At 42.2% G+C, this 22,260-nt stretch carries 16 protein-coding genes; 5 read left to right on the top strand and 11 right to left on the bottom strand.

Annotation, left to right across the window (positions count from 1 at the left end; genetic code table 11):
• Positions 1 to 24: 24 nt before the first annotated feature.
• The 8 genes from trhN to hdtA all read right to left on the bottom strand — a co-directional run bounded on the left by trhN (position 25) and on the right by hdtA (position 12,574).
• Positions 25 to 3,213: an IncHI-type conjugal transfer protein TrhN gene (gene trhN / locus PGQ95_RS24095; protein WP_080073148.1), complete on the bottom strand. Its 3,189-nt coding sequence runs from the start codon at positions 3,211 to 3,213 to the stop codon at positions 25 to 27.
• Positions 3,214 to 3,231: 18 nt separating this feature from the next.
• Positions 3,232 to 4,287, bottom strand: coding sequence for an IncHI-type conjugal transfer protein TrhU (gene trhU / locus PGQ95_RS24090; protein ID WP_181196458.1), 1,056 nt, complete (start codon positions 4,285 to 4,287; stop codon positions 3,232 to 3,234).
• 144 nt (positions 4,288 to 4,431) lie between these two features.
• Positions 4,432 to 5,943 carry a TrbC family F-type conjugative pilus assembly protein gene (locus PGQ95_RS24085; RefSeq protein WP_001256133.1) on the bottom strand — a complete coding sequence of 504 codons (1,512 nt, stop codon included), beginning with the start codon at positions 5,941 to 5,943 and terminating at the stop codon, positions 4,432 to 4,434.
• A complete protein-coding gene (trhF, locus tag PGQ95_RS24080) occupies positions 5,930 to 6,442 on the bottom strand; it encodes an IncHI-type conjugal transfer protein TrhF (RefSeq protein ID WP_001286759.1) in 513 nt (170 codons plus the stop codon). The genes PGQ95_RS24085 and trhF overlap by 14 nt, the downstream gene beginning before the upstream one ends.
• A 277-nt stretch (positions 6,443 to 6,719) precedes the next feature.
• A complete protein-coding gene (gene rsp / locus PGQ95_RS24075) occupies positions 6,720 to 11,024 on the bottom strand; it encodes an IncHI-type conjugal transfer protein RSP (RefSeq protein WP_065311105.1) in 4,305 nt (1,434 codons plus the stop codon).
• Positions 11,025 to 11,143: 119 nt separating this feature from the next.
• Positions 11,144 to 11,698, bottom strand: coding sequence for a plasmid transfer protein (locus PGQ95_RS24070; protein WP_000235775.1), 555 nt, complete (start codon positions 11,696 to 11,698; stop codon positions 11,144 to 11,146).
• A gap of 8 nt (positions 11,699 to 11,706) precedes the next feature.
• The gene (locus PGQ95_RS24065) at positions 11,707 to 12,132 is read right to left on the bottom strand and encodes a hypothetical protein (RefSeq protein WP_000836980.1); all 426 of its coding nucleotides are present in this window, start codon (positions 12,130 to 12,132) and stop codon (positions 11,707 to 11,709) included.
• On the bottom strand, positions 12,122 to 12,574 hold the full coding sequence (hdtA, locus tag PGQ95_RS24060; protein WP_000952689.1) for a H transfer determinant A: 453 nt from the start codon (positions 12,572 to 12,574) through the stop codon (positions 12,122 to 12,124). The genes PGQ95_RS24065 and hdtA overlap by 11 nt, the downstream gene beginning before the upstream one ends.
• A gap of 275 nt (positions 12,575 to 12,849) precedes the next feature.
• Between hdtA and PGQ95_RS24055 the strand changes: the two genes are divergently transcribed.
• Complete coding sequence (locus PGQ95_RS24055; RefSeq protein WP_000019445.1) at positions 12,850 to 13,830, top strand: IS5-like element ISKpn26 family transposase; 981 nt, start codon at positions 12,850 to 12,852, stop codon at positions 13,828 to 13,830.
• Between the two features lie 100 nt (positions 13,831 to 13,930).
• On the opposite strand, the gene parM is transcribed toward PGQ95_RS24055, so the two are convergent.
• Positions 13,931 to 14,635 carry a plasmid segregation protein ParM domain-containing protein gene (gene parM / locus PGQ95_RS24050; protein ID WP_077249218.1) on the bottom strand — a complete coding sequence of 235 codons (705 nt, stop codon included), beginning with the start codon at positions 14,633 to 14,635 and terminating at the stop codon, positions 13,931 to 13,933.
• Between the two features lie 363 nt (positions 14,636 to 14,998).
• Between parM and PGQ95_RS24045 the strand changes: the two genes are divergently transcribed.
• The 4 genes from PGQ95_RS24045 to PGQ95_RS24030 are packed head-to-tail and all read left to right on the top strand — an operon-like array spanning position 14,999 to position 17,679.
• Positions 14,999 to 15,946: a metallophosphoesterase gene (locus PGQ95_RS24045; RefSeq protein ID WP_000718594.1), complete on the top strand. Its 948-nt coding sequence runs from the start codon at positions 14,999 to 15,001 to the stop codon at positions 15,944 to 15,946.
• Positions 15,943 to 16,779: a hypothetical protein gene (locus PGQ95_RS24040; protein WP_000695957.1), complete on the top strand. Its 837-nt coding sequence runs from the start codon at positions 15,943 to 15,945 to the stop codon at positions 16,777 to 16,779. The genes PGQ95_RS24045 and PGQ95_RS24040 overlap by 4 nt, the downstream gene beginning before the upstream one ends.
• The gene (locus PGQ95_RS24035; RefSeq protein WP_000598516.1) at positions 16,772 to 17,293 is read left to right on the top strand and encodes a hypothetical protein; all 522 of its coding nucleotides are present in this window, start codon (positions 16,772 to 16,774) and stop codon (positions 17,291 to 17,293) included. Before PGQ95_RS24040 ends, PGQ95_RS24035 begins: the two co-directional genes overlap by 8 nt.
• The gene (locus tag PGQ95_RS24030) at positions 17,290 to 17,679 is read left to right on the top strand and encodes a hypothetical protein (RefSeq protein WP_001572421.1); all 390 of its coding nucleotides are present in this window, start codon (positions 17,290 to 17,292) and stop codon (positions 17,677 to 17,679) included. Before PGQ95_RS24035 ends, PGQ95_RS24030 begins: the two co-directional genes overlap by 4 nt.
• A 61-nt stretch (positions 17,680 to 17,740) precedes the next feature.
• On the opposite strand, the gene PGQ95_RS24025 is transcribed toward PGQ95_RS24030, so the two are convergent.
• Positions 17,741 to 18,745: a ParB family protein gene (locus PGQ95_RS24025; protein WP_001278836.1), complete on the bottom strand. Its 1,005-nt coding sequence runs from the start codon at positions 18,743 to 18,745 to the stop codon at positions 17,741 to 17,743.
• Positions 18,742 to 19,995: a ParA family protein gene (locus PGQ95_RS24020; RefSeq protein WP_001050364.1), complete on the bottom strand. Its 1,254-nt coding sequence runs from the start codon at positions 19,993 to 19,995 to the stop codon at positions 18,742 to 18,744. Before PGQ95_RS24020 ends, PGQ95_RS24025 begins: the two co-directional genes overlap by 4 nt.
• Positions 19,996 to 22,260 lie beyond the last annotated feature (2,265 nt).

Raw genomic sequence — 22,260 nt, 5'->3', positions numbered from 1 at the left:
AAAAGGGGCCTAACGGCCCCTTCTTCAATATTTCGGCAACTGCTTGCCCGTAACCGGATCCAGCGTAGTTGAACCTACCTCACATATGGCCGGTCGAGGTAAATAGCTACAATCTACATTTTCCTCTTTTATAGCCTGAGCATTTTCTTGTCTGGCCTTTATCATATTTTCTTCACCGCCCATTGCTTCCTTGGTACGTTCTGATGGAAGTTGATAGTTCTCATTCTGGAATGGTAAGTTTTCCACAATTGATTCTTCGGAGAATTTTGAATATTGATCAGGAACTTCTCCTACCTGAACTGCATCATTAATCCACTCCGTCAGATCAATTTTATCGAAATCCAGTTGCTGTATTTGCTTTATTGATAGCCCCACGCAATTAGAGGCGACAGGGTCTATTCCTAATTGCGGATAAGCTTGTTGCATAATAACGCGTGACAACATGGAATTATAACAGCACATGTCTGTTGCTTTTTTAACGCATTTCTTTGTGAAACCAACATTCAGATATTTGACGCATCGTTCCGTATCTAATGTAAAACAGGATTTTTGATTCTTATGAATAGAAGCTTCCATCTCTTTCTGGTCGCATGCTACCAACATTTCTAAAAGCATTTTAGTGACCTGATAGGCTGTATAAATCCAACCGATCACGTTTAATGCAAGCATAAAGTTTTGAACCGCAGCCGAGAAGACAACCTCTCCTCCGGTAGTAGCAACGTTCTTAAAGACAAAGTCTCGAACTGTATCTGGTAGCAATTCGTAGGCTTTCTTCATTGCCATCTGCTTAAGCTGACCTATACCGAAGCTGGACATTGTTTCCTGTGCCAACTGGCCAGCACCTCCTGCCCCTCCAGAAGTTGCGGAAGACCCAACTGCCCTGCTTAGATTACCAGCGACGTTTTCATATACGCTCGTTAAGGAGCTCGTGACATTGTTCCACATTTGCCCTACTGTTTTACCAGCTGATGCAGTCCACTCACCGACCGCATTGGACATAGAAGCCCATGTACCTGTATCACCGCCGGTCCATTTTATTAGCTGAGCATTAACTCTGGTCCAGTTAGTGTTTCTGATCATAGATCCGGCAAGCATGATACCTTCAAGTGCTCCTGCGGTTCCCTGCGGTGCTTCGCAGCAGTCCGTCTTTGCCAGGCCATTTACAAAGCCTACTGAACGACCACACCATTCAGGTTTTCCTTCAAAGACAGAACAGGAATTGGCATCGTTAGGGTCTTCGCATTTGGCTTCGCCCTGCATGTACTGAACCATGTTTGAATAAGCCGCAACTTTTCCAAAATCGTTGTTCTCTTCCTTTGGCCCAGTTTCGCATGTTCCTCCAGAACATGGGATCATGCCAACACAGGCATTTGTAGAAGATTCAACCTCACGAACTACATCCTTACCTCTGTCACAGGTGTATTTCTGTTCATACATGTAGCAGCTGTTAGTGCCCTCATCGAACCAACCCTCTGCACATGTTTGTTTATCGAGTACACATGCTGCATCATTTTTATAAGAACTACATGCATCAGGCATACTCTTAATTTCTTCGTAGTTGTAACAGAGGTCCTTTCCATTAGCGTCTTTCATAATTTTCCCACTAGCGTCATAAGAGCAAATCTTGTCTTTAGCCAATGGATCACAAAAATAGCCTTCAAGGTTAGTCTTCCAGGTAAGAAAGCCTTTATCGCCTTCATACAGCGGCTTTGCCATAGAAAGCACGCTTTCCGGAAGCCGCTTCGTGCCAACATCCATATCTTTAAACCGATCGAAACGGCAGAATGTATTTGGTGTTTGTACAGCATCGTAACAACCAGCTGGTTCCTGGACGTGCTTATCTTCGAGCTTCATATTTTCAAACGTCAGCTCAACCTCAAAGTACCCTTCACCTCCCCCACCAACCCAGACTCTGGATGCCATTGTCACTTCACGATCAGGTTCTTCATAAACTGATTTTCTGACCTTTTCAGTTACATCGTATACTTTGTCGAGTTTCCACGATTTTTTTAACTCCCAAGATCCCTTTGGAGCCGGATAGTCACTTTCTCGATATGCACCATCTATGTGAGCAAAAATCTGCGTGCCATCAAGTGTTACCCGCATGTGGTCATCCCACTCCGCGTTAACAATCTTTGCTGAGGCCAATTTTGCATCCGGATGGAATTTTAATGTCAGTTCGTTATTAAATACCCCGTCACTCCAGTAGTTGTCATCACGGCGACCAAACCATATACGCACACAATTATCGCCGCACATCGACATGTCTCCGTTTCCGCCTGAAATGTATACAGGAACAGAGAAGTCACGAGTTATCGTGCAGCTGCTGAAGTTATCTTGCTTAGGCGAGTTACAGTAGAACTCTTTGTAATCAGGATAGTGTGTGGTTACTGTTTTTTTGGAGGTCTCAACATTACAGTTCTGAAGCCAGTTTCCAGTACCAGCAACAGCATTGGTTATCTCATTTCTCCCCGCAGTAAACATGGGATCGTTAGGCTTTACAGACGATGCCGGGTTGTCCTTGTTAGCATTTACGAGGGTGCGGTAGGCAACGCCATCATAACTTTGAGCATCAAATAACTGGCTTTTCCGATTCTTTATATCGTTAACAAAGCCATCCTCATCCCCATAACGATCTGCGGCGTTGAACTTTATATCGCTGTGCTTTTGCTCTGAGCTGAAAATCTCTCCCGTATTTGTTTTGGTTCCAGGAGTAGTATTGGGATTACTGCTTATACCAATGTTGCCATTAGCATCACGAGAGAGCAGCTTTGCCCCTTCCTTGGTGTAGTTTGAATTGATTGTCCCTCCAGACATACTCGGCAGTTGTACGGCGCTACCAATAGACTTTCCATCGGATGCGGCATTTTTCATGACACTTTCATTAGAGTTCCCTGCCCCATACTTCCCGAGATTAAGATTAGCGGATTCGGCTTTACCCACGTATTTCTCGGTGATCTTCCCACTGACATTCTCGCCTGAATCCGCGTTCTTGTATTTCTCCACAATGTCCTGAGCACTGGTGGTTGCATTGCGATTTGCGTTAGGATTTGCAAGGTTAAAATTATTTTCGAGCTGGTCAAATATAGCGTCAGCAGCGTAAACACGTGGTGTCATTACCATGTTTATGAGTGTGACATAAAAAGCCCAACTCATAGTATTGGCAACCATTGATGCAATAATCGCTGAGGTGATTGTTTTTCTAAGTTTCACTTATTTTCTCCTTAGAAATCAAACGCCCGGAACGTAGCGAACACAACAGTCATTGTAACGCCACAACATATAGACATAATTATCGTTGCCTATTTTTTTGCGCCCACCTTTAAGGGTTGACCAGTCGTGTACCGAATCACCAAGACGATGACAGCAATCCGGTCCCTTCGCCTCAGGAGTAGGGAAAAGCATTGAAAGCCGATACTGGGAACGTGGTGTAAAGTATTCCCACGTTTTCTCACACATTGCGTCTGCTCCCATCGTTCGCATCAGCATGCCTTGGCGATGTAGTTTTGTCAGAAGACGCTGGGTAATCAGTGAACTCGTCCTTACAGCGTCATCATTTGCGTAAATGTGGCCGGTTAATGGGTAAAGGTTGCCATCGCATCCGGCACAAAAGTATGCAGCGAGATTATCCTTTCCTGCTGTTACTGCTACACAGTCAGCAGCGCACACCATTGAGGCAATTGGGTTTGCAAAAACTACTGCCTCGGGATTCAGGACGAGTGTAAGCAGATCACTTTCCCACATAGGGTCCACTTCGCTTATATAGGTCAGGCTGGCATCTATATAGGGTTCAGCAGTGCACTCGCCAATAATCAGTAATTTGAGCATTGTCATGATTGGGAACTCCCAAAGATGAACATCGTAAAATCCGGCTTCAGTTGCTGTCATTGGCTGATTAGTGTTGCTTTTACCAATATCAAACTGCGATTTTTGAAGCATCGTGCCTTCAAGAAAGGGGCTGCACCAGGGGCTCTTTACAACTTCTACAATCTTCACCGGCTGAAAGAAGCTCAATTGCCAACCTATTTCCGGTACGCCGTTCTGATCTGTGCAGTAGCAACCCGGACGTGAAGGTGCAGCGCCTTCTGGAGCAGCCCCTATGCCCATTATCCTCATGGGAAAAATGCAGCTCCAACAGATATTCTTAATCAAGCCCTGCCACACTCCAGCTGACTGACACATAGCCCCAGGGACTCCAGCATCTGCTGCCATAGCCATACCAGGTATAGAAAGCGAAAGCATAACTGCTACAATGAACTCTAAAAGTAACTTTTTGAATTTTTTCACCATCATGCTCACTTGGATGTAATAAATGTTGCAACACTTTCGATATAGTCGACGGCTTTGGTAAAATAACTTCTCATCTGGTCCGGATAATTTAGCGTCAGCCATGTTGCAAAGAGAGCGCCTATAATAAATCCGAGTTTCATATTATTTTTCCTCTGAAAGATTTGGGGCTCCGATTCCACGGACTTCTGCCTCGCTAAACAGGGTGATCCGGAATTTATCTTGGTCAGTAGTTATAAGCGCAGGTGTATTTTTAATCTGAAAGCGTGAGATAATCTGTTCGTTTACTTTAAACACCTTACCGTTAAATTTTTCACGTAAATCATTTAGGTGATCCCATCCATTATCTTTTTGGATACGGGTAAACATTGGCATTACTTTTCCACTACCCAGACGTTGTCGATACTGCTGCTCAGCCCATACCAGCTGGCCCGGATTGAGTGGATCGAAAATTATCATCGTCAGGTTTTGAGGAAATCTCGAAAGTGGATTAATCAACTCACCGGCGGAAGCTATTACACGGCCCTGCTTATCTTTTACGTCCTGAGTGACCCTCACTGTAGGGTCAATTAAAAATTCTTTGTGTTCCTGGGCAGGAGGGAGATCGACCATCCATTGATTTTTCCAGGTGTCCGCAACGGCCCTTTTTTTTGCACCTTCCCAGTCATATTTTTGTGCGCGTTCTTCCAGTTCTTTAATGATGCTCTTTTCTTCAACGGGATAAATCGTACCAGCAACAGGAAAAATGTCCTGATCGGGTTTTTTAGCAAGTTCTCGCTGAAAAAACTCAACGTTGAAGGACCCTACCATTTTTGCAAAACGAGCTTGCTCCCGAGAAATAATTGTCGGTACTTGAGTTACTTGATACTGACTGAAGCTATCAGGATCAATTGTAATCAAAGGAGATTCAAATTTTCCTTTGACAATCATTTGGTTTATTGCTGCCTGTGTCTCTGGTAGCCGAGTAGTTCCTTTCTTTAGACCATTGAAAACTACACGAGCTTTATGCTCTGAGGCCGTACGTAAAAGGTCTTCCAGTACATAATCCGGTAAGCTAAATGAAGCAAAGATCGTTATACCATTTTCAGTTGATAGTGCTTCTTCACGTGTGCTATCCATTTTTCTTTCGAAGTCAGCAGCTGTGATGCCCGAGGAACCAAACAATTTTTCGATATTTTTAGATTGTCCTCGCATGACTTCCGGCTTATTTTCCACAGCTTTCAGAGCCGCTTCATTAAGGCTGGCGTTTTCCTGAATTTCATCACGTCTTCTAATTATATCGTTGACAGCATCAGAGTTATTACTTTGGGCCCTTATAGCCTGGGTATGGTCTATAACTGCTTGAACACTATCCGCATTCATACCGGGCACGTAACCACGGTTTGTTTGCCTGCTCAGGTCCTGGTTTTTTTTGAGTGCTTCAGCTTGCGCAATGTACTTCTGCACATCTGGTGAATTTAGCGTAGCATCAAGGCTAAGAGCCCCATCTGGCTGCTGTGCACCTTTAGCCTGAGCGCCAAGCCCTTTTGCTTGCTGAGCGATTAGGTCAGCATCATGTTGATACTCAGTGCTTGCATTTGTATTACTTAAAACTGCACATAACGCAAGTCCAGGAAGTATTGGTAAATATTTTTTATTTACATTAAAAGATCGCATATGTTTTCCCAATTACTGAATTCAGCTTTACTGTTCCCCAAAAACGGGAATCCCATGAGTGATCGGTTTGCCCAATTAGGAAAACTTCGCCTTCAGGAATTATCAATTCTTTTTCAATCAAAATGGACGGAATACTGTATTTCTTTGAAATACGACGTGCATTAGCTTCAAAAAATTTGTCCCCGTTATAAACCCCATCCATTGTTACTTTGAGTTTGTCACCGCCCACACCGGCAACAATTTTTATGACTCGTTCATTTTCTGGGATAAAACGAACCGATTTCGGCATGTTGAAAGCTATGAGTTCACCAGTTTTAATAGTTTTATCCGAATGATCAATCATATAAAAATCAGCAGGCAGGCACCCATTCAATAAACCGTATCCAAATGTATAACGGGTGAAAAAGACACACATAACGAGAATCAGCAATAAAATATTAATGGGGACATACCAATCCAGTATAAGCAGCCCTCTCTTTTTAGGTATGTAGTCGCTCATATTTTTCTCACTGGCACTGAAGAATATTTTTACTAAGTAGATACACCTCTATCCAAGTAACTATTATCCATGTTTTTCAACGCTCGGAAGTCTGCAAACTAACCTAATATTCACCTATAAGGATGTTAATTTCTCAGCATGTAGACGCAGCCTTGTTAGCGGCCATGAAAGATACCTTTGTAGCAAAGTTACTTTCCGGTATTAATTTTTCAAAGGTCCAATTGTTGGGCATAAAAAAGCCGGGACAAAATGTCCCGGCTTTATATTTAAAAATTTATTACTCACTGCTTGGTATTGATACAGTGTATTCAGACTTACTTGCCTCTTCAGCCGGTCCGAAAACTGTCACGTGCTGCGTTGCAAAGTCTCCACTATCATCATAAGCAATTACTTTTATGTCCTGCTTACCACGGTTAAGGTTTTTAGAAAGTGTAGCCGTACTACCGAAAACGTTCCTTAATTCGCCGTTGATGAACCATTCATATCTAACCATTTTTCCATCAGTATCATCACATTTATTGGTAAAGCTCCAGCTTAGGTTGGTTTCCGTGTAGCTCAATGTACAATTAGGCACTGCGTTTTTAACGACATCAAACTCAACAGATGCTGAACCTCTCTGTCCAAGTTTACTAACAACATCAATTGTGATCTCGTATTTCTTTTCTTTTAAACCCGAAATCAGTTGAGCCCAATAATTTTTGCCGCTGGGTATTACCTCACCGTTCACCTTGTATGTGACCGTATCTATCGAGTCCGCCGAATGAGATAGCTTGATGTTTGACCTTAAGGTTACATCGAGTGGAGCTCTCATATATTTGTTAGAGAACTTGGGTGTCATCTCAACGTTCATTGGCGTTTGTTCATCGACAACAAAGGTATTTTCGATACGCTGTTCATTGTTGCGGTTATCTTTGAAAACAACCATCAATGTATATTTGCCAGGATTTTCAATTGTAAATTCTTTGGTGTCACCTTCATCTTTAGTGATTACCAGATTCTCTTTGTCGTAAATCCATTCTCGGGAATAAGTAACACCAGGATAGTCTCCATCCTTAATACCGCTCAACGCAACGCGTAGGGTGGTCGGTGCCATGTCGTATTTAAGTTTGGAGCTTATTTTCATTTCGGGGAATTTATAAACCCACGATTTGACAGAAACTCTACGGGTAGAAACCGTATTCTCCTTATTGTCCGCTAACCATGCACTGTATTCAAAAGCAGCATATCCCTGTTTATCCAACATTTGCTCAGTAAGGGTAACAGACAGTGTAGAGCCTTTAAATGTCTGGCCATCCGGTGTTTTCCATTCTTCAACTACGTTATTACCATTCTGGTACTTACTGTTAGGGTTCGTGAACTTACCTTCCAAAGTAACTTTTTGACCAACCTCTACCTTAGAAACCCCCGTTACCGAGACAGAAAGGCGCTTGGGTTTTGCGGCTGCCAACCGAGCAGACGTTTCCTTCCATGAAGACTCCTCTGCCAGTTCATCGGAATCAAGGTAACGCATCCGGGCATAAATCGTAGACGGTAGGGTATCAGCTGAAGCCACAGTGTAAGTTGTATCTCCCTGCACCCAGTTGACTTTATCCTCTGACCAGAGAACCTCAGCGGTGCCTGCTGGTATAGGCTCATCGTTATCAAGCAGGGTTACAGGTACATCTGAGCCCTGAAGAATGTCTGTCACATCTATACTGAGCTTAGGCTGCTTGTAGGTAACTACCGTTAAGGCATCTGTGTAGGAAACCTTAGATGTGAATTTATTGGTCATTTTTGCCCTATAAAGCCACTTTCCTACTTCTGTCTTTTTGATACTTACACTTCTCTTTCCGGTCATGTCGGAAAGCATATTCCAGGTTTGACCATTATCAGAGGACTGCTGCCATTCGGTGGGGGCAAGTGCGTCAGAGTTAGCAGTACTGGCAGATTTGAAGCTTACCAGAGTACTAAGTGGGATCCTTCCGATAATAAGGCTTTTCGACAGGTTACCCTCCAGTTCCTCACCTTTATAGATTCGAATGCCTACAGCACTGGTCTCACGTTTCATTTCAAAATCAGAGAATGGCGATCTGACCTTAGCCACACCAACCAGACGCATATTACCCAGATCCATATTTTCAATTTTAATCTTGGTTTCGACAATGCCCGCATCATTGACCGGCAATGCTTCAGTCAGCGCAGTTCTTTCGTATGTAGTTTTATAACGGCCTGTTTCTGGATCTTTGCCGTATACACTTTTTTGCGAGTATATCGTGACGTCCCATTCTCCCATTGTTTTACGGTCAAATGCACTTTTACGTGTGGAGTTGTTATAACGCCCCACTGTTACCTTTAAGGGCACTTCAAGAGATGTGGCTGTTTTTCTGTCATCCACTTCCATCGATGCTCGAATATTGAAATCAGGCACCGTATATACGTTGAGTGTGTCTGTAGTTCTTAATTCTGGATCCTTTGAGTATTCTACAGCTATGTCAAAGACGTTCTTTGTCCACAATGGTGCAGCAGCAACCTTAACCCTTTGTACAAAGGTCGTTGCATCGTTGTTTGAGGAACGATTTTTAAATGACGTTTTGACAGCCTCAGAGCCGTTTTGAGAGACGATCATCGTAACGTCAGCTGGTACCACCTTCGCTAATATTCGAGCGGCCTCCCCCCCGGTCGTATAAGCCAGAGCAGTGTTCGGATTGATGCCAGCTATGACTTTATTCTTTTTGTAAGAGATGATCGGGTTGTATGGTAATTGTGTGGTCAGAGTACGGCGATTCCTTGCGGATACCGCTTTAGAGCCCTTCCCGTTAATCATATAGACTTGATAGTCGAGCAGATTCTCACCTGTTTTATTAAAGAATCCAGTTAGACCCGGGGTACGTCCTTTAAAATAGAACTCCAACCCATCAGGGACATTGTTCCACTGAGGGTAGCATGCTGTAACATCTGATTTTTCCCCATACCAGGCGAGGTAAGCATTCGCATTTTCCTCTGTGGTAAACAGAGTGCATTTATCACCAGCTGTTTGACTAAGCAGGTCCGTATACTGACGTACACGCGAGTAAAGAGTTACGTTTTTTTCCAGATTCTTGAGAGTGAATCCAGTAGGTTGATAAGTGAAAACGGTACTGAAATTAACGTTTTTTCCATAAAGGTTTTCAGCCACCACAGTAATCTCGTGATCCGAATTAACTGCTAAATCGTCTCCAACCGGCAGGTAGTAAATACCTCTATAATTTGTAGGTGTTAACGAAACTACTTTGTTGTCTATTGTTACTGATTTTATGTCAGCAACCCCAGCCTGCCCCTGGAAAGCTGCAACGATAATCTCGTTCAGGAAGTATACGGGTGCTCGTTTAGTTAATACCTGCCCATCTTTGAGAACCATAAGCGTTGGGTTATCAGACAGCATCAGTTTGCTTTCAGGCTCAGTGTACGTAGAAGAGTTTTTGCTCGTATTTTCTACTGTAAAAGTCGCTGCGTAGGACCCGTTTATAAGATCCGTTAAGTCGAAGATATAGAGGTACTCATCACCGACTTTTTGAGGTCCACTTACCGGCTGTAAAGTTCTACGTAAAGGGGTTGCCCAGGACTGTTTGAAATCAATCTCAGTGCCATCATCTAAAGTCACTTTAGTCGTCGGTTTAAACACGCCATCCGGAGTCATAGTGAGCGACATAGCTGTTGGGAGCCACCATTCACCTTCTGTTTCTTGCTGGGGTACCTTAACGGCCACAGCAACGGTTTTGGCTCCGGTATAGATGTCCTGGCCACCTACTTTGATTGTTTTAGCCTCATCGGTAAAATTCCAAAGTGTATGGTCTACTACAGGAGGCCGATAATCCCAGTTAACAACAAGCTTTTTGGATTCAGGAGGTGCGAAATAATTATTCTTAGAGTTTGCTGTAATTGTGATATCACGTGAACCCAAAAGTTCATCTGTATCACTGGCCTTAATGCTTCCAACTTCAATGGTACAGGAAGTTCCGCCAATAGGAACTTCACAGGCGGAGCCTGAACCTATTGAGATGTATTGAATATAATTGCGGGGCTCAACAGAAACAGCGATATCTTTGATCGCTTCATCCTTTAAATACGATTTGAAAGAAAAGCCGTCATAGACTAATCCGTTCAGGGATGATTTAAGACCGGTGATAGTAGGTTTTACCGGTGCCACACTTTTGATTGAATATTCACCTTTTACTATTTCAACTTTTTTCCGTTCAGAACCAGAGAAGTAAGAAATCTTGTAAGGTAGTTTTAAATCACCGGTGGTGTTGGGAACGCCTGAAAGAGTGAAACCGTTAGAAGTAAATCCCAAGGTATTGGGTAACCACTCAAAAAAACAAACGAGGTTATCAACAGAGGAAGTCGCTCGATCATCAACCGTTACATTACAGGCTGTGCCTGCACCTGAGGCAGTGATAGTGTTAGAATTAACGTATGCAACAAAGTCGCCCGGCCCCGGGTCAAAGGATACGGCTGGCAAATCAGCCTGTAGCTTTCCTGAAATCATAATCGCTTCGGCATAGACCGCTTTAATCGGAGCAATTAAAGAAAACAACAGGGCTAAACCTAAACCTGATTTTCTCATGACGAATACCTGTTTTTCTGAGCAAAATTAAACTCACTTTACGATGAAAAACAGAAATATCCGTTCGTATAACATTTAAAAAAACCTGTATTTTTCCATGTATTCCGTATGTTAATACGCTATTTTGAATTCTTGGCTTCAGATAAGCGAAGCGCGGTAATTATAGACTCGGAGCTTACCCAAGGCGTTTTTTGAGCAAGATATCCAAGTATGTAGAGGCCAATTTTAACGCAGTCCATTTGTGAGACGGGGACCATGTGCATGAAGGGTTTTAAGCCGTCTTTATCGACTGGAACTATCCCTGCTGATAACAACAAACCGCCCCTCTCGTTTGGGGTAACGCTTATATTTTTGTATACGACGTGGCCATGATGTGAGGTTTTCCTCTTATCAATTTTTAAAGTATGCATGATTCTAAGAAATACAGATGCCATCTGCATAACTTCATTCGTCGACAATTTTAGAAGTACAGAACGGTTTGAGCCCCAGTCATAATCTTTTTTGGCGTTCCTCGGAGCGGCGTGCAATGTAAGATAATAATTATCAATCTCATTTGAAAAAGGTGAAGGTTTTGATGAGCTAACATCTTCATTGTTCATCTCAATGACAAGTGCTGCATCCTGACCAAAAGCTTTTACATTATGGTTTTTAAGAGAGAAGTCTGAAGTTGCCATATAAAAAGTCACTTTTGATAAAACCACATACCACCTAATGATTCATCATCGGCAAGATGCTTGAAATTTGAGAGTGTATATCCTGTTTTGGTTTCAGAAATCACCATGCTGTAAGATGCCGTATGTACAAGGCGAGAATTGTTTAGATCAAGATCATCACAAAAACCAGGGCTTTTGACGGGGTCAGCCTTTTCAACAAAAGTTACTTTTGAAGCGATGCCGTTGATCACGATTTTCTCGTTATCAGCAATTTTAATGTTTAAAGAAGGCGAGCTTTTATCACATGGCAGGAAGAGTGATGTCTTTTTAAATGTGTTTCCAGTGAAGTCCAAAAGGTCAGGTTTAACCGGAACATTGTTTAGGATTTTATAAACTCCAGCAAATGCACATATCACAACAAAACCAGATAAAACATATCTAATCTTAGACTTCATCCCCCAGTTCCTCTCCTAAAAGTTTTAACGCACTTACGCACATAAGCCTCAACTGATACAGTAAGTTATCAGCGGTTATTCCACCAACGAAGGTAACTGTACGTCGTATTGATGCTCCGCCAGGCTCGCACTGGATATGGCCGATACCAGAATCACGGAGGAAGTCATTTTCTGCACTTACAAGGTCTGACTCTACAGGTGGAATGATAACTTCAATGAGTATTGTATCAACTGGGGCCCACTCCCAATCGAACTTAAGAGAGGAAATTGGGGATATAGAAACAAGAAGCTCATCAATATTAAAAATTACGGGTTTTATTCCCATAACCTCAGACTGAATGAAGTGGCTTTCTACCATAACTACCGGAAACTCTGAAATAGTCAGAACTCCGATTAACTGGTCTCGGCGTAAACCATGTATTAGTGAGTTGCGAGATAGCATTCGATCAGCCTTTATTATAATAATCAAACATTTGGGACAAGGACAAAAGGGATTACAGAAACGAAGATTCTACATGAACATCGTTGTCAGTGACCTTAGGTCCATCGGGTATAAGGGTATCAAAAAATCCTTACATAACCATTAAAGCACAGAGACTTTATAAGTAAAATAATAATTAAGTACCAGATTTATTAAGATAATTCTTAGGGAAGGTGCGAACAAGTTCCTGATATGAGATCATCATATTCATCCGGAGCGCATCCCAGAGGGACATCATGAGCCATCAACTCACCTTCGCCGATAGTGAATTCAGCACTAAGCGCCGTCAGACCCGAAAAGAGATTTTCCTCTCCCGCATGGAGCAGATTCTGCCATGGCAGAATATGACCGCTGTCATCGAGCCGTTTTATCCCAAGGCGGGCAATGGCCGACGGCCCTATCCGCTGGAGACCATGCTGCGTATTCACTGCATGCAGCATTGGTACAACCTGAGCGACGGTGCCATGGAAGATGCCCTGTACGAAATCGCCTCCATGCGCCTGTTTGCCCGATTATCCCTGGATAGCGCCCTGCCGGATCGCACCACCATCATGAATTTCCGCCACCTGCTCGAGCAGCATCAACTGGCCCGTCAATTGTTCAAGACCATCAATCGCTGGCTGGCCGAAGCAGGCGTCATGATGACCCAAGGCACTTTGGTGGATGCCACCATCATTGAGGCACCCAGCTCTACCAAGAACAAAGAGCAGCAACGCGATCCGGAGATGCATCAGACCAAGAAAGGCAATCAGTGGCACTTTGGCATGAAGGCCCACATTGGTGTCGATGCCAAGAGTGGCCTGACCCACAGCCTGGTCACCACCGCGGCCAACGAGCATGACCTCAATCAGCTGGGTAATCTGCTTCATGGAGAGGAGCAATTTGTCTCAGCCGATGCCGGCTACCAAGGAGCGCCACAGCGCGAGGAGCTGGCCGAGGTGGATGTGGACTGGCTGATCGCCGAGCGTCCCGGCAAGGTAAAAACCTTGAAGCAGCATCCGCGCAAGAACAAAACGGCCATCAACATCGAATACATGAAAGCCAGCATCCGTGCCAGGGTGGAGCACCCGTTTCGCATCATCAAGCGGCAGTTCGGCTTCGTGAAAGCCAGATACAAAGGGCTGCTGAAAAACGATAACCAACTGGCGATGTTATTCACCCTGGCCAACCTGTTTCGGGTGGACCAAATGATACGTCAGTGGGAGAGATCTCAGTAAAAACCGGAAATAACGCCAGAAATGGTGGAAAAAATAGCCTAAATAGGCTGATTCGATGTGTTTGCGGGAAAAAAATCGGCCCAGATCCGCGAAATTTTAATCAGCGAGTCAGCTTGGGAAGAAATGACCTGCTTATTCGCACCTTCCCTTTTACTTTCGAAATCTGTTCTAATTGCCCAGTAATACTTGCAACATCAAGAGTAGTACCACCAAGATCAATTACCAAACTTGATTCAAATGAAGCAATATCCTCAATTTCATCTGCCCGGGTCACAGCTGGTAAAGATTCAGGGAAAACAGTCACAGACAAAACGTTGAAAGAATAGCGTTTACCGTCAAGATAACGCTCAACTGGTTTCATCAGGTTATCTTTTTTTCTCTGAATATTTTCAATATTCGTTTCCCCTAAAGCAGTATAGAACTGGCTAAGAGGTAAAGTAACAAAGAGGTGAACATCCTGAGGAACTAAACCAGAAGCATGAAGTGCATGGTGAACATTTAACCGGCTAATTTCATCGTATTGGTGAGATACATCAGTCGATTCCAGTGAGTTACTAGATTCGCTGTGATGCGAAAACCTTTCCAGCCCATCAATAAGATAGTTAAAAGGATTGAGACCCTCATGGCGAACACGGAAATCTGGAACAAAACTATTTTGTGTGAGCAAGGGAACTAATTCGTTTCTTTCATTAAGACAAACCAGTTTTGCAGCTTTACTTCCATCATCGACAACGATTTTTAAAGCTTCAGTGATATCCTGCAATGATTGTGAAACAGGACTTTCAGATTTTAATAGTTCAGCCATAAAAACTCTCTTTTATTAATAGGACCATATTAGATATTAACTTTATACATTAATGGTGACCTATTATCAACATCAACACTATTAAAAAAATACGTAACTCTATGTTATTTCAGCATCCTTCCATTTTAAATACATTACCGTTAAATATCCTGTATTCATGAAGTAAACATGTTTATAAAGGAGCCAATTATAATCAGAAAGTTACTTTGCATCCTAAGTATGAACTGTTTGAGAGCCAGGACTGGAGCCTTTACCAGTAAGTAACAAAGGTCCTTAGGCTTAGAATCCAAAATGACGCCTTTATGTAAAAAAATCATAGCTCGAAATACCGTATCATCGATGTAAACATACGTAGAGGAATTTATGGCAGCTGAGCACGTCCAAACTATAGACCTTACAAACTTCTCGGGAAGGATTTTCTTTCTGGCAGATCCTCATGGACATTACTCTGCGCTGTGCAACTTGATTCAATCAGTTACAAAGCCAGAAGAAGAGATAGTAATTTTCTCTACTGGAAATTTGTTTGACTATGGGCCGGAACCCATAGAGTTGATGAAGGCGATAAACAGTGGCTTTTTCGATGGACGTTTTGTGAGGCATTTCTCAGCTGCCGGAGCCGGAGAAGAAATGTTAAAAAAATTGTTACCATTAAACAAAGACCGGAGAACATTTTACCCCAGCACATACCTCAATGAGAGATGGTGTGTAATGGGCGGAAAGTGGCATAAAGCTGTAAATCGTTACTATTTAGAGGAAGAGGTAAAAAAACTTCTTAATACCCAGCTTGGTACGATGATGCAGATTTTACTCAAAGGCGATATAAAAATTGGGGTTTGCCCTTCTGATTACGCCCCTATCCGCACATCATTCACTGATACTTATAATGCGCTTCAAGCATTCAACTATGCCAATGTGAATATTTTTCAGAGCCAGTTTCTATTCGGTATGGACCATGCCGTAATACCAATGATGATAAATGACGTCAACCTTATGGTCCTAGGTAGGAATCCTGTAAACAGCATTCGAAAAGCCCATGGTCGTACTCAAAACAATCTTCCAGTACTGATCGGTAATTGTTTACATATAAATACTGGATCACTCTATATGTCAAAATTAGAAGACCAGGTAATAGTTGCTCCGGGTATACCGCCAACTGACTCACCAGCACTTACATTAGTAGAAATAATCATGAAGAACAATCCAGTTTTATTGTGTCATCAGCTAATACAAACAACAAACAAGTTTTATTCACTTAAAACCTATCCTTTAGAACTCGATTCGATTGAAAACAACATTGAGGTAACAAGATGAAGATAAAATGGAAGATTATCTCAATTTCAACATTACTTTTGCATCTTCACGCAGCAGCTGCACCACATCAAGAGAAAGAGCAAAGAAAAGATGCTTTTTCTTCTGCCGCTCAGAAAAGTGATTCACTTATATCTGCTAAAGCGGAGCTTATAAACGGAAGGTGGTTTATAAATGGTAAATATAGGCCTGTTCTAAAGACCAGCATGACCAAAACCAATTTCTTAGAAATCATGAATGTTTCAAATAAAGAATCACTTTTTATGGTGATACCGAAACTTGAGTATAATATCATTGCCAAAAATAAAATCTTACTAAATGAAAAAATTGCATTAAGCGAAGGCACATCCGGAAAAAGCATTGTTTGGGTCGAGCCTAAATCAAGTATAACTATATCGTTTATAAATGACCTTGCTAATACGCCCCTTCAGGCTATCGTTTCGATCACAAGAAACAACAAAGATGTAATTGCCATCTTTGGACCGGATCAGGATAAAGGGTTTACTCTTCCCGGAAAGACATCTAATGATCAAGTGTCCGTTCCTGACGATTCTGATCTAAATATAAAAAAACTTAACATACCTCAAAGTGTTGGTAATTCAGTAACCATCAATCCTAAAGAGAAGAATTACCTCTTAGTTGGACAAGTAAAATATAAAATCTTATCTCTTCCGAAATATCAACATTTAGAATTTTCTGAACCGGTTTATATTGAGAAAAGAAAAGATATCCTCGGTGGTTATGGTTATTGGACGAAAGAAACAATTCTCTACCCCGGTGAATCATTATCTTTTATAACCAGCGCCAAAAACAATCTAAGGAAGCGGGATGATTAAAGTTATCACACTTTTATTGTTTGCATTACTGACTGGTTGTCAGTCAGTAGAAAGTAAAATCGAAGAACTCCCGACAGTTGGTTTTGACCCTATTCTATACAATAAAAGTGAGGCCTTTACTGACGGAAAAGTTACTTTACGTGTCGAAAGTTCAGGAACTGATGTTTGGCTTGTCGCCAAGAATGGAACCAGAAGTTTTATTGAGCTTTCAGGCCTAACGCTAGGTGGTAGTCGTTGTGCTTACAATGCCCGTAGTAAGCAACTTTTGCCCCCAGGCAGCGTAAGCACATTCGTAGTTCCTACGGTTGGAATGCTTGGACTTTGCTTCAACAATGAAGATCAACTTATGTTTATTAACCGTGCTTTTAGCAGAATCTCTCCCAAAGCAAAAGGAAAAGATTCTCTTTCTCTTTTATTTTCTGTTAGTTACGATTTTCCCGGAAAAGCGGACCTAATTAATAACCACGATTTTCAAGAGTTATATCTTTTATTTTTGAATGAGGATAATCTATGAAAAAAACATTAATTGTTATTTTATTATGTTTTTGTCACTCAGTTTTAGCATATCCATACCGTATCTATACTGTCCCGGAAGGGGCATTAGTAAAAAACATACTAACTAATGAATATCTAGGAAAAACCCCTGTGGTTGTGGACGTGAGCAATACCGAAGCTGGTTCTACTTTTGGGATTTCTTTATTTAGACATGAAAATGTTGCTATAAAGATTTTTACAGTAATGCCTTCAGCAGAAAATAATTTTGCTGTTTCTGGACCTGACGTTGCAACTATGTCATTGCCGGGCAAAGCACCTTTAAACGTAGTAAATGATGGGAATGGCGCTTCTGTTCATATAGAACTAAGACCTTATATGTCTGAACCTGCGCACACCCCATATTAATATAACAAGAAATTAAAAATATAAATCATATGAACTGCATCATAAAGATGCAGTTCAATATTTATTCTGATACTTTTAATTTTTCTTTTATGAACTCCTCTAGCTCCTTAATAAAACCCGCACTTATCCTATTGAATTCAATGCGAATTTTTCTTCCAGTATTGTTTTTACTGATTCTTGCATACTTATCTTTGTTATCAAAAGTAATAAGATCACTTGTTTCCCATTTTGTGGAATAAGATTTTTCACAAACACTTTCCACAGCTTGTGTGATTTTCTCCATTACAACTTTTTGGGCAACTTGGAGATCTCCAATGTCTAAATCTTTTGTTTCCTCTTTAACATTATCTATTACTTCATCTAAAGGAAATAGATTTTTTTGCACATATTTCTGTAAACGAGACAAGCGACTATAATAGGAGTTCGGTATTCCTTCATAATCCGGGAATAAAGAGATCAATGTTTCGTCAATACGGGCCGCCTGGATTCTTTTGGCTACCGATACATGACTAATCCCAAGATATGCTGCGAGTTCTTCATTAGTAGAAAATCCCTTTTCTTCCATTTTCTTGATAAATTGAAACCCAACTTCTCTATATGAAAATTTTCGAGATGTTTGTGCTGCGGATATAATTGAATTTATATCATCTTCGGTTAGTTCATCCGGTAGTACCCACAGGGGGAGATCCTTTTCTGCCTTTATACAGCAGAAACGTCTGCGACTTCCTTCTATTAATAAATAAACCCCATCTCTTTTTACAGCGATCCCTTCGGTATCGACCCCTCTTTCTTCAATCTGCTTAAGAATATCTCTAACAGAATAATCTGTAAGGGCTTCTTGATTTCGTGGGTTTGCTGGATGGACTAAGGTCTCCTTCTCCACTCTCTGGGCTGGAACAATCACATGTTCCGCTTCAAGTCTTCGGCCCTTATGAAGAGTGAATAACTTTTTTATGCGAGGTGCTGTTTTCAAACCCGCAAGACCTGAACGGTGACCGACTTCTGTCCGCTTTGGTGCGTTTAAATATCGAGATTTATCATTCCCGATATGTTGCTCATCGCTCATGCGTTAACTCCTTGCTTAGCTGAAAAACTTTTTATTTCATTTATAAATTGTTGATATACCTGTAATACAGATTCTTCTGCGACATCAAGTTGCTTTGCGGAACAAAGTTCCTCTGATTTTTTGATATCAAGCACTGTACGCCCTTTGGAAGCAGCTGCCTTAAATGCTTCAGAATTTTTTATGTTAGCGGACATCAAAAGGTCCTGAACAGTTCTGATTAATTTATCCAAAACTATTCTTTCATATGGACTTTTGTCATCAACATTGACAGCAAGAACTTTGAACCATTTTAAATTATCGCCCTTACTTGGTGATTGTTTAAACCTTTCACTTATTGTAAGCATGAAGTCTGTAGTAGAGGCGTAATCATATTCACGTGGTGACACTGCGACAAGAATCCCATCGGCCGCTTCGTCAGCAGCCCAGATCAAAGGTGAATCTTCAGGTGGAGTGTCTATAATAATCAAATCATAGTTCTGCTTCAGTACCGGTAAGATAACTTCCTTGAAACGTAGTAACAAAGACGTTCGTTCTTCTCTAGAACATTGCCAGTATTTATCTTTAAAACGAGCATCTGTCGGAAATGCCGTTATCACGTCCAAGTTTGGCAGATGCGTTGAAAAAGGCATATTAGTGATGATTTCTTCTTCAGAGAATCCTGAATCTAAATATTTTTTATACTCAGAATTTTCTTCATAAATTCCAAGGATTGCATCAATTGCTGTAAGGAAGACATCATCTTCTGAGACACTTTGAATCATGCTGCTTCCAATCGAACCTTGTGGGTCCCATTCGATCATTAATACACGTGCATTCAGTTGTAGATCTAAAGCAGCTGCTACTGCTAAAGCTACAGATGTAGTGCTTTTCCCTGTACCGCCTTTATGATTCTGAGTAACAATAGCTCTGCTAAAGTAATGATCGCGGTACTTGGGATAACCCAGGGCATCCATTATTTTTTGAACATCCCAGCGGGTGTAAAGATGATTTTTGTTTTGATAAATAGGTGCACCAACAAGTTCTTTTTCTTCTAAGTCCGAAAGTATTTTATTGAACGTTACTCGTGACTTCCCAAAAAAATCAGAGAGATTTTTTTTATTTAAACAGTGGTTGTAGATCAGTCTATCAACACCATCAACACTATCATCAGAAACAGATACTCTTGATGAAGCCATCAGAGATTCCTTAAGAGAAATCTGCTCGCTTTTCATGCGCTGACCAACGAGGGCGATCTTTTCAAGTAAATTCATGGTTATGACCTTTTTGCACTGAAAACCGACTTTTACGCATATATGTAAACTTTACGCATAATGCGTCCATTTCATTGTTATACGTACAATTCTATCCTTTGTTTCAATCCTAAGCTAATGTTTGTTTACTTTTTTATGATTTTTTGTGAGCTTAACTTGCAGATGAGAGCTCAGACTCTCTAGTCCATACCTAATGCTCATTCTTTTTAAACCACGATTCTTGTCGACTTCTCTACGCTTTGACGTTATGAGCTCCATTAATGAATCTTCACGCCTACCCTATTTCTTGCTTAGACCCTAAAATCTATCTCACCGGTGTGCTGATTTACGTTTCCTAACTGTGAATCGTTGTCGTCAGTCCAGTCTAAAGATATGAGGTGTTAATCTCTTGAGTAGGCCCACTACGAATTATGGGAGCAGAGTTAGCAACCTAGCCCAGAACTGAAACCCAACTTCAGGAGGCAACCCCAGTGTGGCGATTAAGGGGGTTAAATCTGCCAGCGGCTGACAGTGTCCTAGCTGCTGCTCAGTCACACCACGCCCTGATTAAATCTCCTGCCCGGTATTGTAAGGACCGAAAAAAGCCCGTGCATTTGTGTCGGCAGACCGGCATGAAGGAATATGACGTTAATCTGTATCAGCAGGCACTTTTCGCATGATGGGAGCAAGTGATAGCAACCCCGCCCAGAACGGAAGGCCAGCATCAGGACAAAACCCAAGTTTGGCGATTAAGGGGGTTAAATTTGCAAGCGGATGACAGTGCCCCAGCTGCTGCTCAGTCACACCACGCCCTGAGTAAATCTCTCGCCAGGTCTTGTTATGACCGAAAATAGCCCAAGCACTGGTGTCGGCAGACCGGCATACAGGAATATGACGTTAATCTGTATCAGCAGATACATTTCGCATTATGGGAGCAAGAGATAGCAACCCAGCCCAGAACTGAAGGCCAGCATGAGGACAGAACACCAGTTTGGCGATTAAGGGAGTTAAATATGCAAGCTGCTGATAGTGCCCCAGCTCCTGCTCAGTAACACCACGCCCTGATAAAATCTCCTGCCCGGTAATGTAATGACCGAAAAAAGGCCGTGCACTGGTGTCGGCAGACCGGCACGCAGGAAAATGACGTTAATCTGTATCAACAGACACATTTCGCATTAGGGGAGCAAGTGATAGCCACCCAGCCCAGAACTGAAGGCCAGCATCAGGACAGTACCCCAGTTTGGCGATTAAGGGGGTTAAATCCGCCAGTGGCTGTAAGTGCCCGAGCGGTGTATAAGAAATATTTCCCGAAGGACAATCTTTCGCTCGTACGATGAATAAAGTGTTCAACCCGGGAGCGGGGATCACTTAACCTGCTTAGCCTAAATCTTACGTCATTCTCTAAACGGAGTTTAAGCTTAATGGTCCTTAGAAAGTTAAAAGGACTACCCATAATGACGTCTTGAGATGGCGAATAAAGGGTTTTAATCTGCCAGCGGCTGACAGTGCCCCAGCTTCTGCTCAGTCACACCACGCCTGATTAAATCTCCCGCCAGGTCTTATTATGACCGAAAATAGTCCCCGTGCACTAGAGTCGTAAGACCGGCATACAGGAATGAGGCTTAAATCTTTATCAGGTTGCAAGGTTCGCATCATGGGAGCAAGGGCCTTGAACTGTAGGTTAACATCAGAAAATCCCAGATTGGCGATTAAGGGGGTTAAATCTGACAGAGACTGAAAGTGCCTTCAGATGCTGCTCAGGTATATTACAACCTGAAAAAATCAAGCGTCTGTTCATGCGAATATCGAAAAAAGCTATGCACCAGTTTCGGCAGACCGGCATGGAGTAATGAGACGTTAATCTGTATCAGCTGGCGCATTTCGTATCATGGGAGCAAGTGTTAGCAACCCTGCCCAGGACGGAAGGACACTATCAGGACTGATCCCAGTTTGGAGATTAAGGGGGTTAAATCTGCCAGTGGCTGACAGAGCCTTCTGATGCTGCTCAGACATACTATGCAAAGATAAAATCACCCGTCCGTCCTTGTGATTATCGGAAAAAGCCATGCACCGGAGTCGGCAGATCGGTATGCAGTAATGTGACTTTAATCTGTATCAGCAGGCGCAATGGGAGCAAGTGTTAGCAACCGAGCCCAGGACGGAAGGACACTATCAGGACTGAACCCCAGTGTGGCGATTAAGGGGGTTAAATCTGCAAGCGGATAACAGTGCCCCAGCTGCTGCTCAGTCACACCACGCCCTGATTAAATCTCTCGCCAGGTCTTG

The organism is Klebsiella sp. 141240, assembly GCF_050600805.1.
GTDB lineage: Bacteria > Pseudomonadota > Gammaproteobacteria > Enterobacterales > Enterobacteriaceae > Klebsiella > Klebsiella aerogenes.
This window is presented reverse-complemented; position numbering and strand designations above follow the sequence as displayed.

Bases quoted from the DNA above. Each gene is read 5' to 3' on its own strand.
- PGQ95_RS24085 (WP_001256133.1), bottom strand. From the start codon at position 5,943: ATGCGATCTTTTAATGTAAATAAAAAATATTTACCAATACTTCCTGGA.
- trhF (WP_001286759.1), bottom strand. From the start codon at position 6,442: ATGAGCGACTACATACCTAAAAAGAGAGGGCTGCTTATACTGGATTGG.
- rsp (WP_065311105.1), bottom strand. From the start codon at position 11,024: ATGAGAAAATCAGGTTTAGGTTTAGCCCTGTTGTTTTCTTTAATTGCT.
- PGQ95_RS24070 (WP_000235775.1), bottom strand. From the start codon at position 11,698: ATGGCAACTTCAGACTTCTCTCTTAAAAACCATAATGTAAAAGCTTTT.
- PGQ95_RS24065 (WP_000836980.1), bottom strand. From the start codon at position 12,132: ATGAAGTCTAAGATTAGATATGTTTTATCTGGTTTTGTTGTGATATGT.
- hdtA (WP_000952689.1), bottom strand. From the start codon at position 12,574: ATGCTATCTCGCAACTCACTAATACATGGTTTACGCCGAGACCAGTTA.
- PGQ95_RS24055 (WP_000019445.1), top strand. From the start codon at position 12,850: ATGAGCCATCAACTCACCTTCGCCGATAGTGAATTCAGCACTAAGCGC.
- parM (WP_077249218.1), bottom strand. From the start codon at position 14,635: ATGGCTGAACTATTAAAATCTGAAAGTCCTGTTTCACAATCATTGCAG.
- PGQ95_RS24045 (WP_000718594.1), top strand. From the start codon at position 14,999: ATGGCAGCTGAGCACGTCCAAACTATAGACCTTACAAACTTCTCGGGA.
- PGQ95_RS24040 (WP_000695957.1), top strand. From the start codon at position 15,943: ATGAAGATAAAATGGAAGATTATCTCAATTTCAACATTACTTTTGCAT.
- PGQ95_RS24035 (WP_000598516.1), top strand. From the start codon at position 16,772: ATGATTAAAGTTATCACACTTTTATTGTTTGCATTACTGACTGGTTGT.
- PGQ95_RS24030 (WP_001572421.1), top strand. From the start codon at position 17,290: ATGAAAAAAACATTAATTGTTATTTTATTATGTTTTTGTCACTCAGTT.
- PGQ95_RS24025 (WP_001278836.1), bottom strand. From the start codon at position 18,745: ATGAGCGATGAGCAACATATCGGGAATGATAAATCTCGATATTTAAAC.
- PGQ95_RS24020 (WP_001050364.1), bottom strand. From the start codon at position 19,995: ATGAATTTACTTGAAAAGATCGCCCTCGTTGGTCAGCGCATGAAAAGC.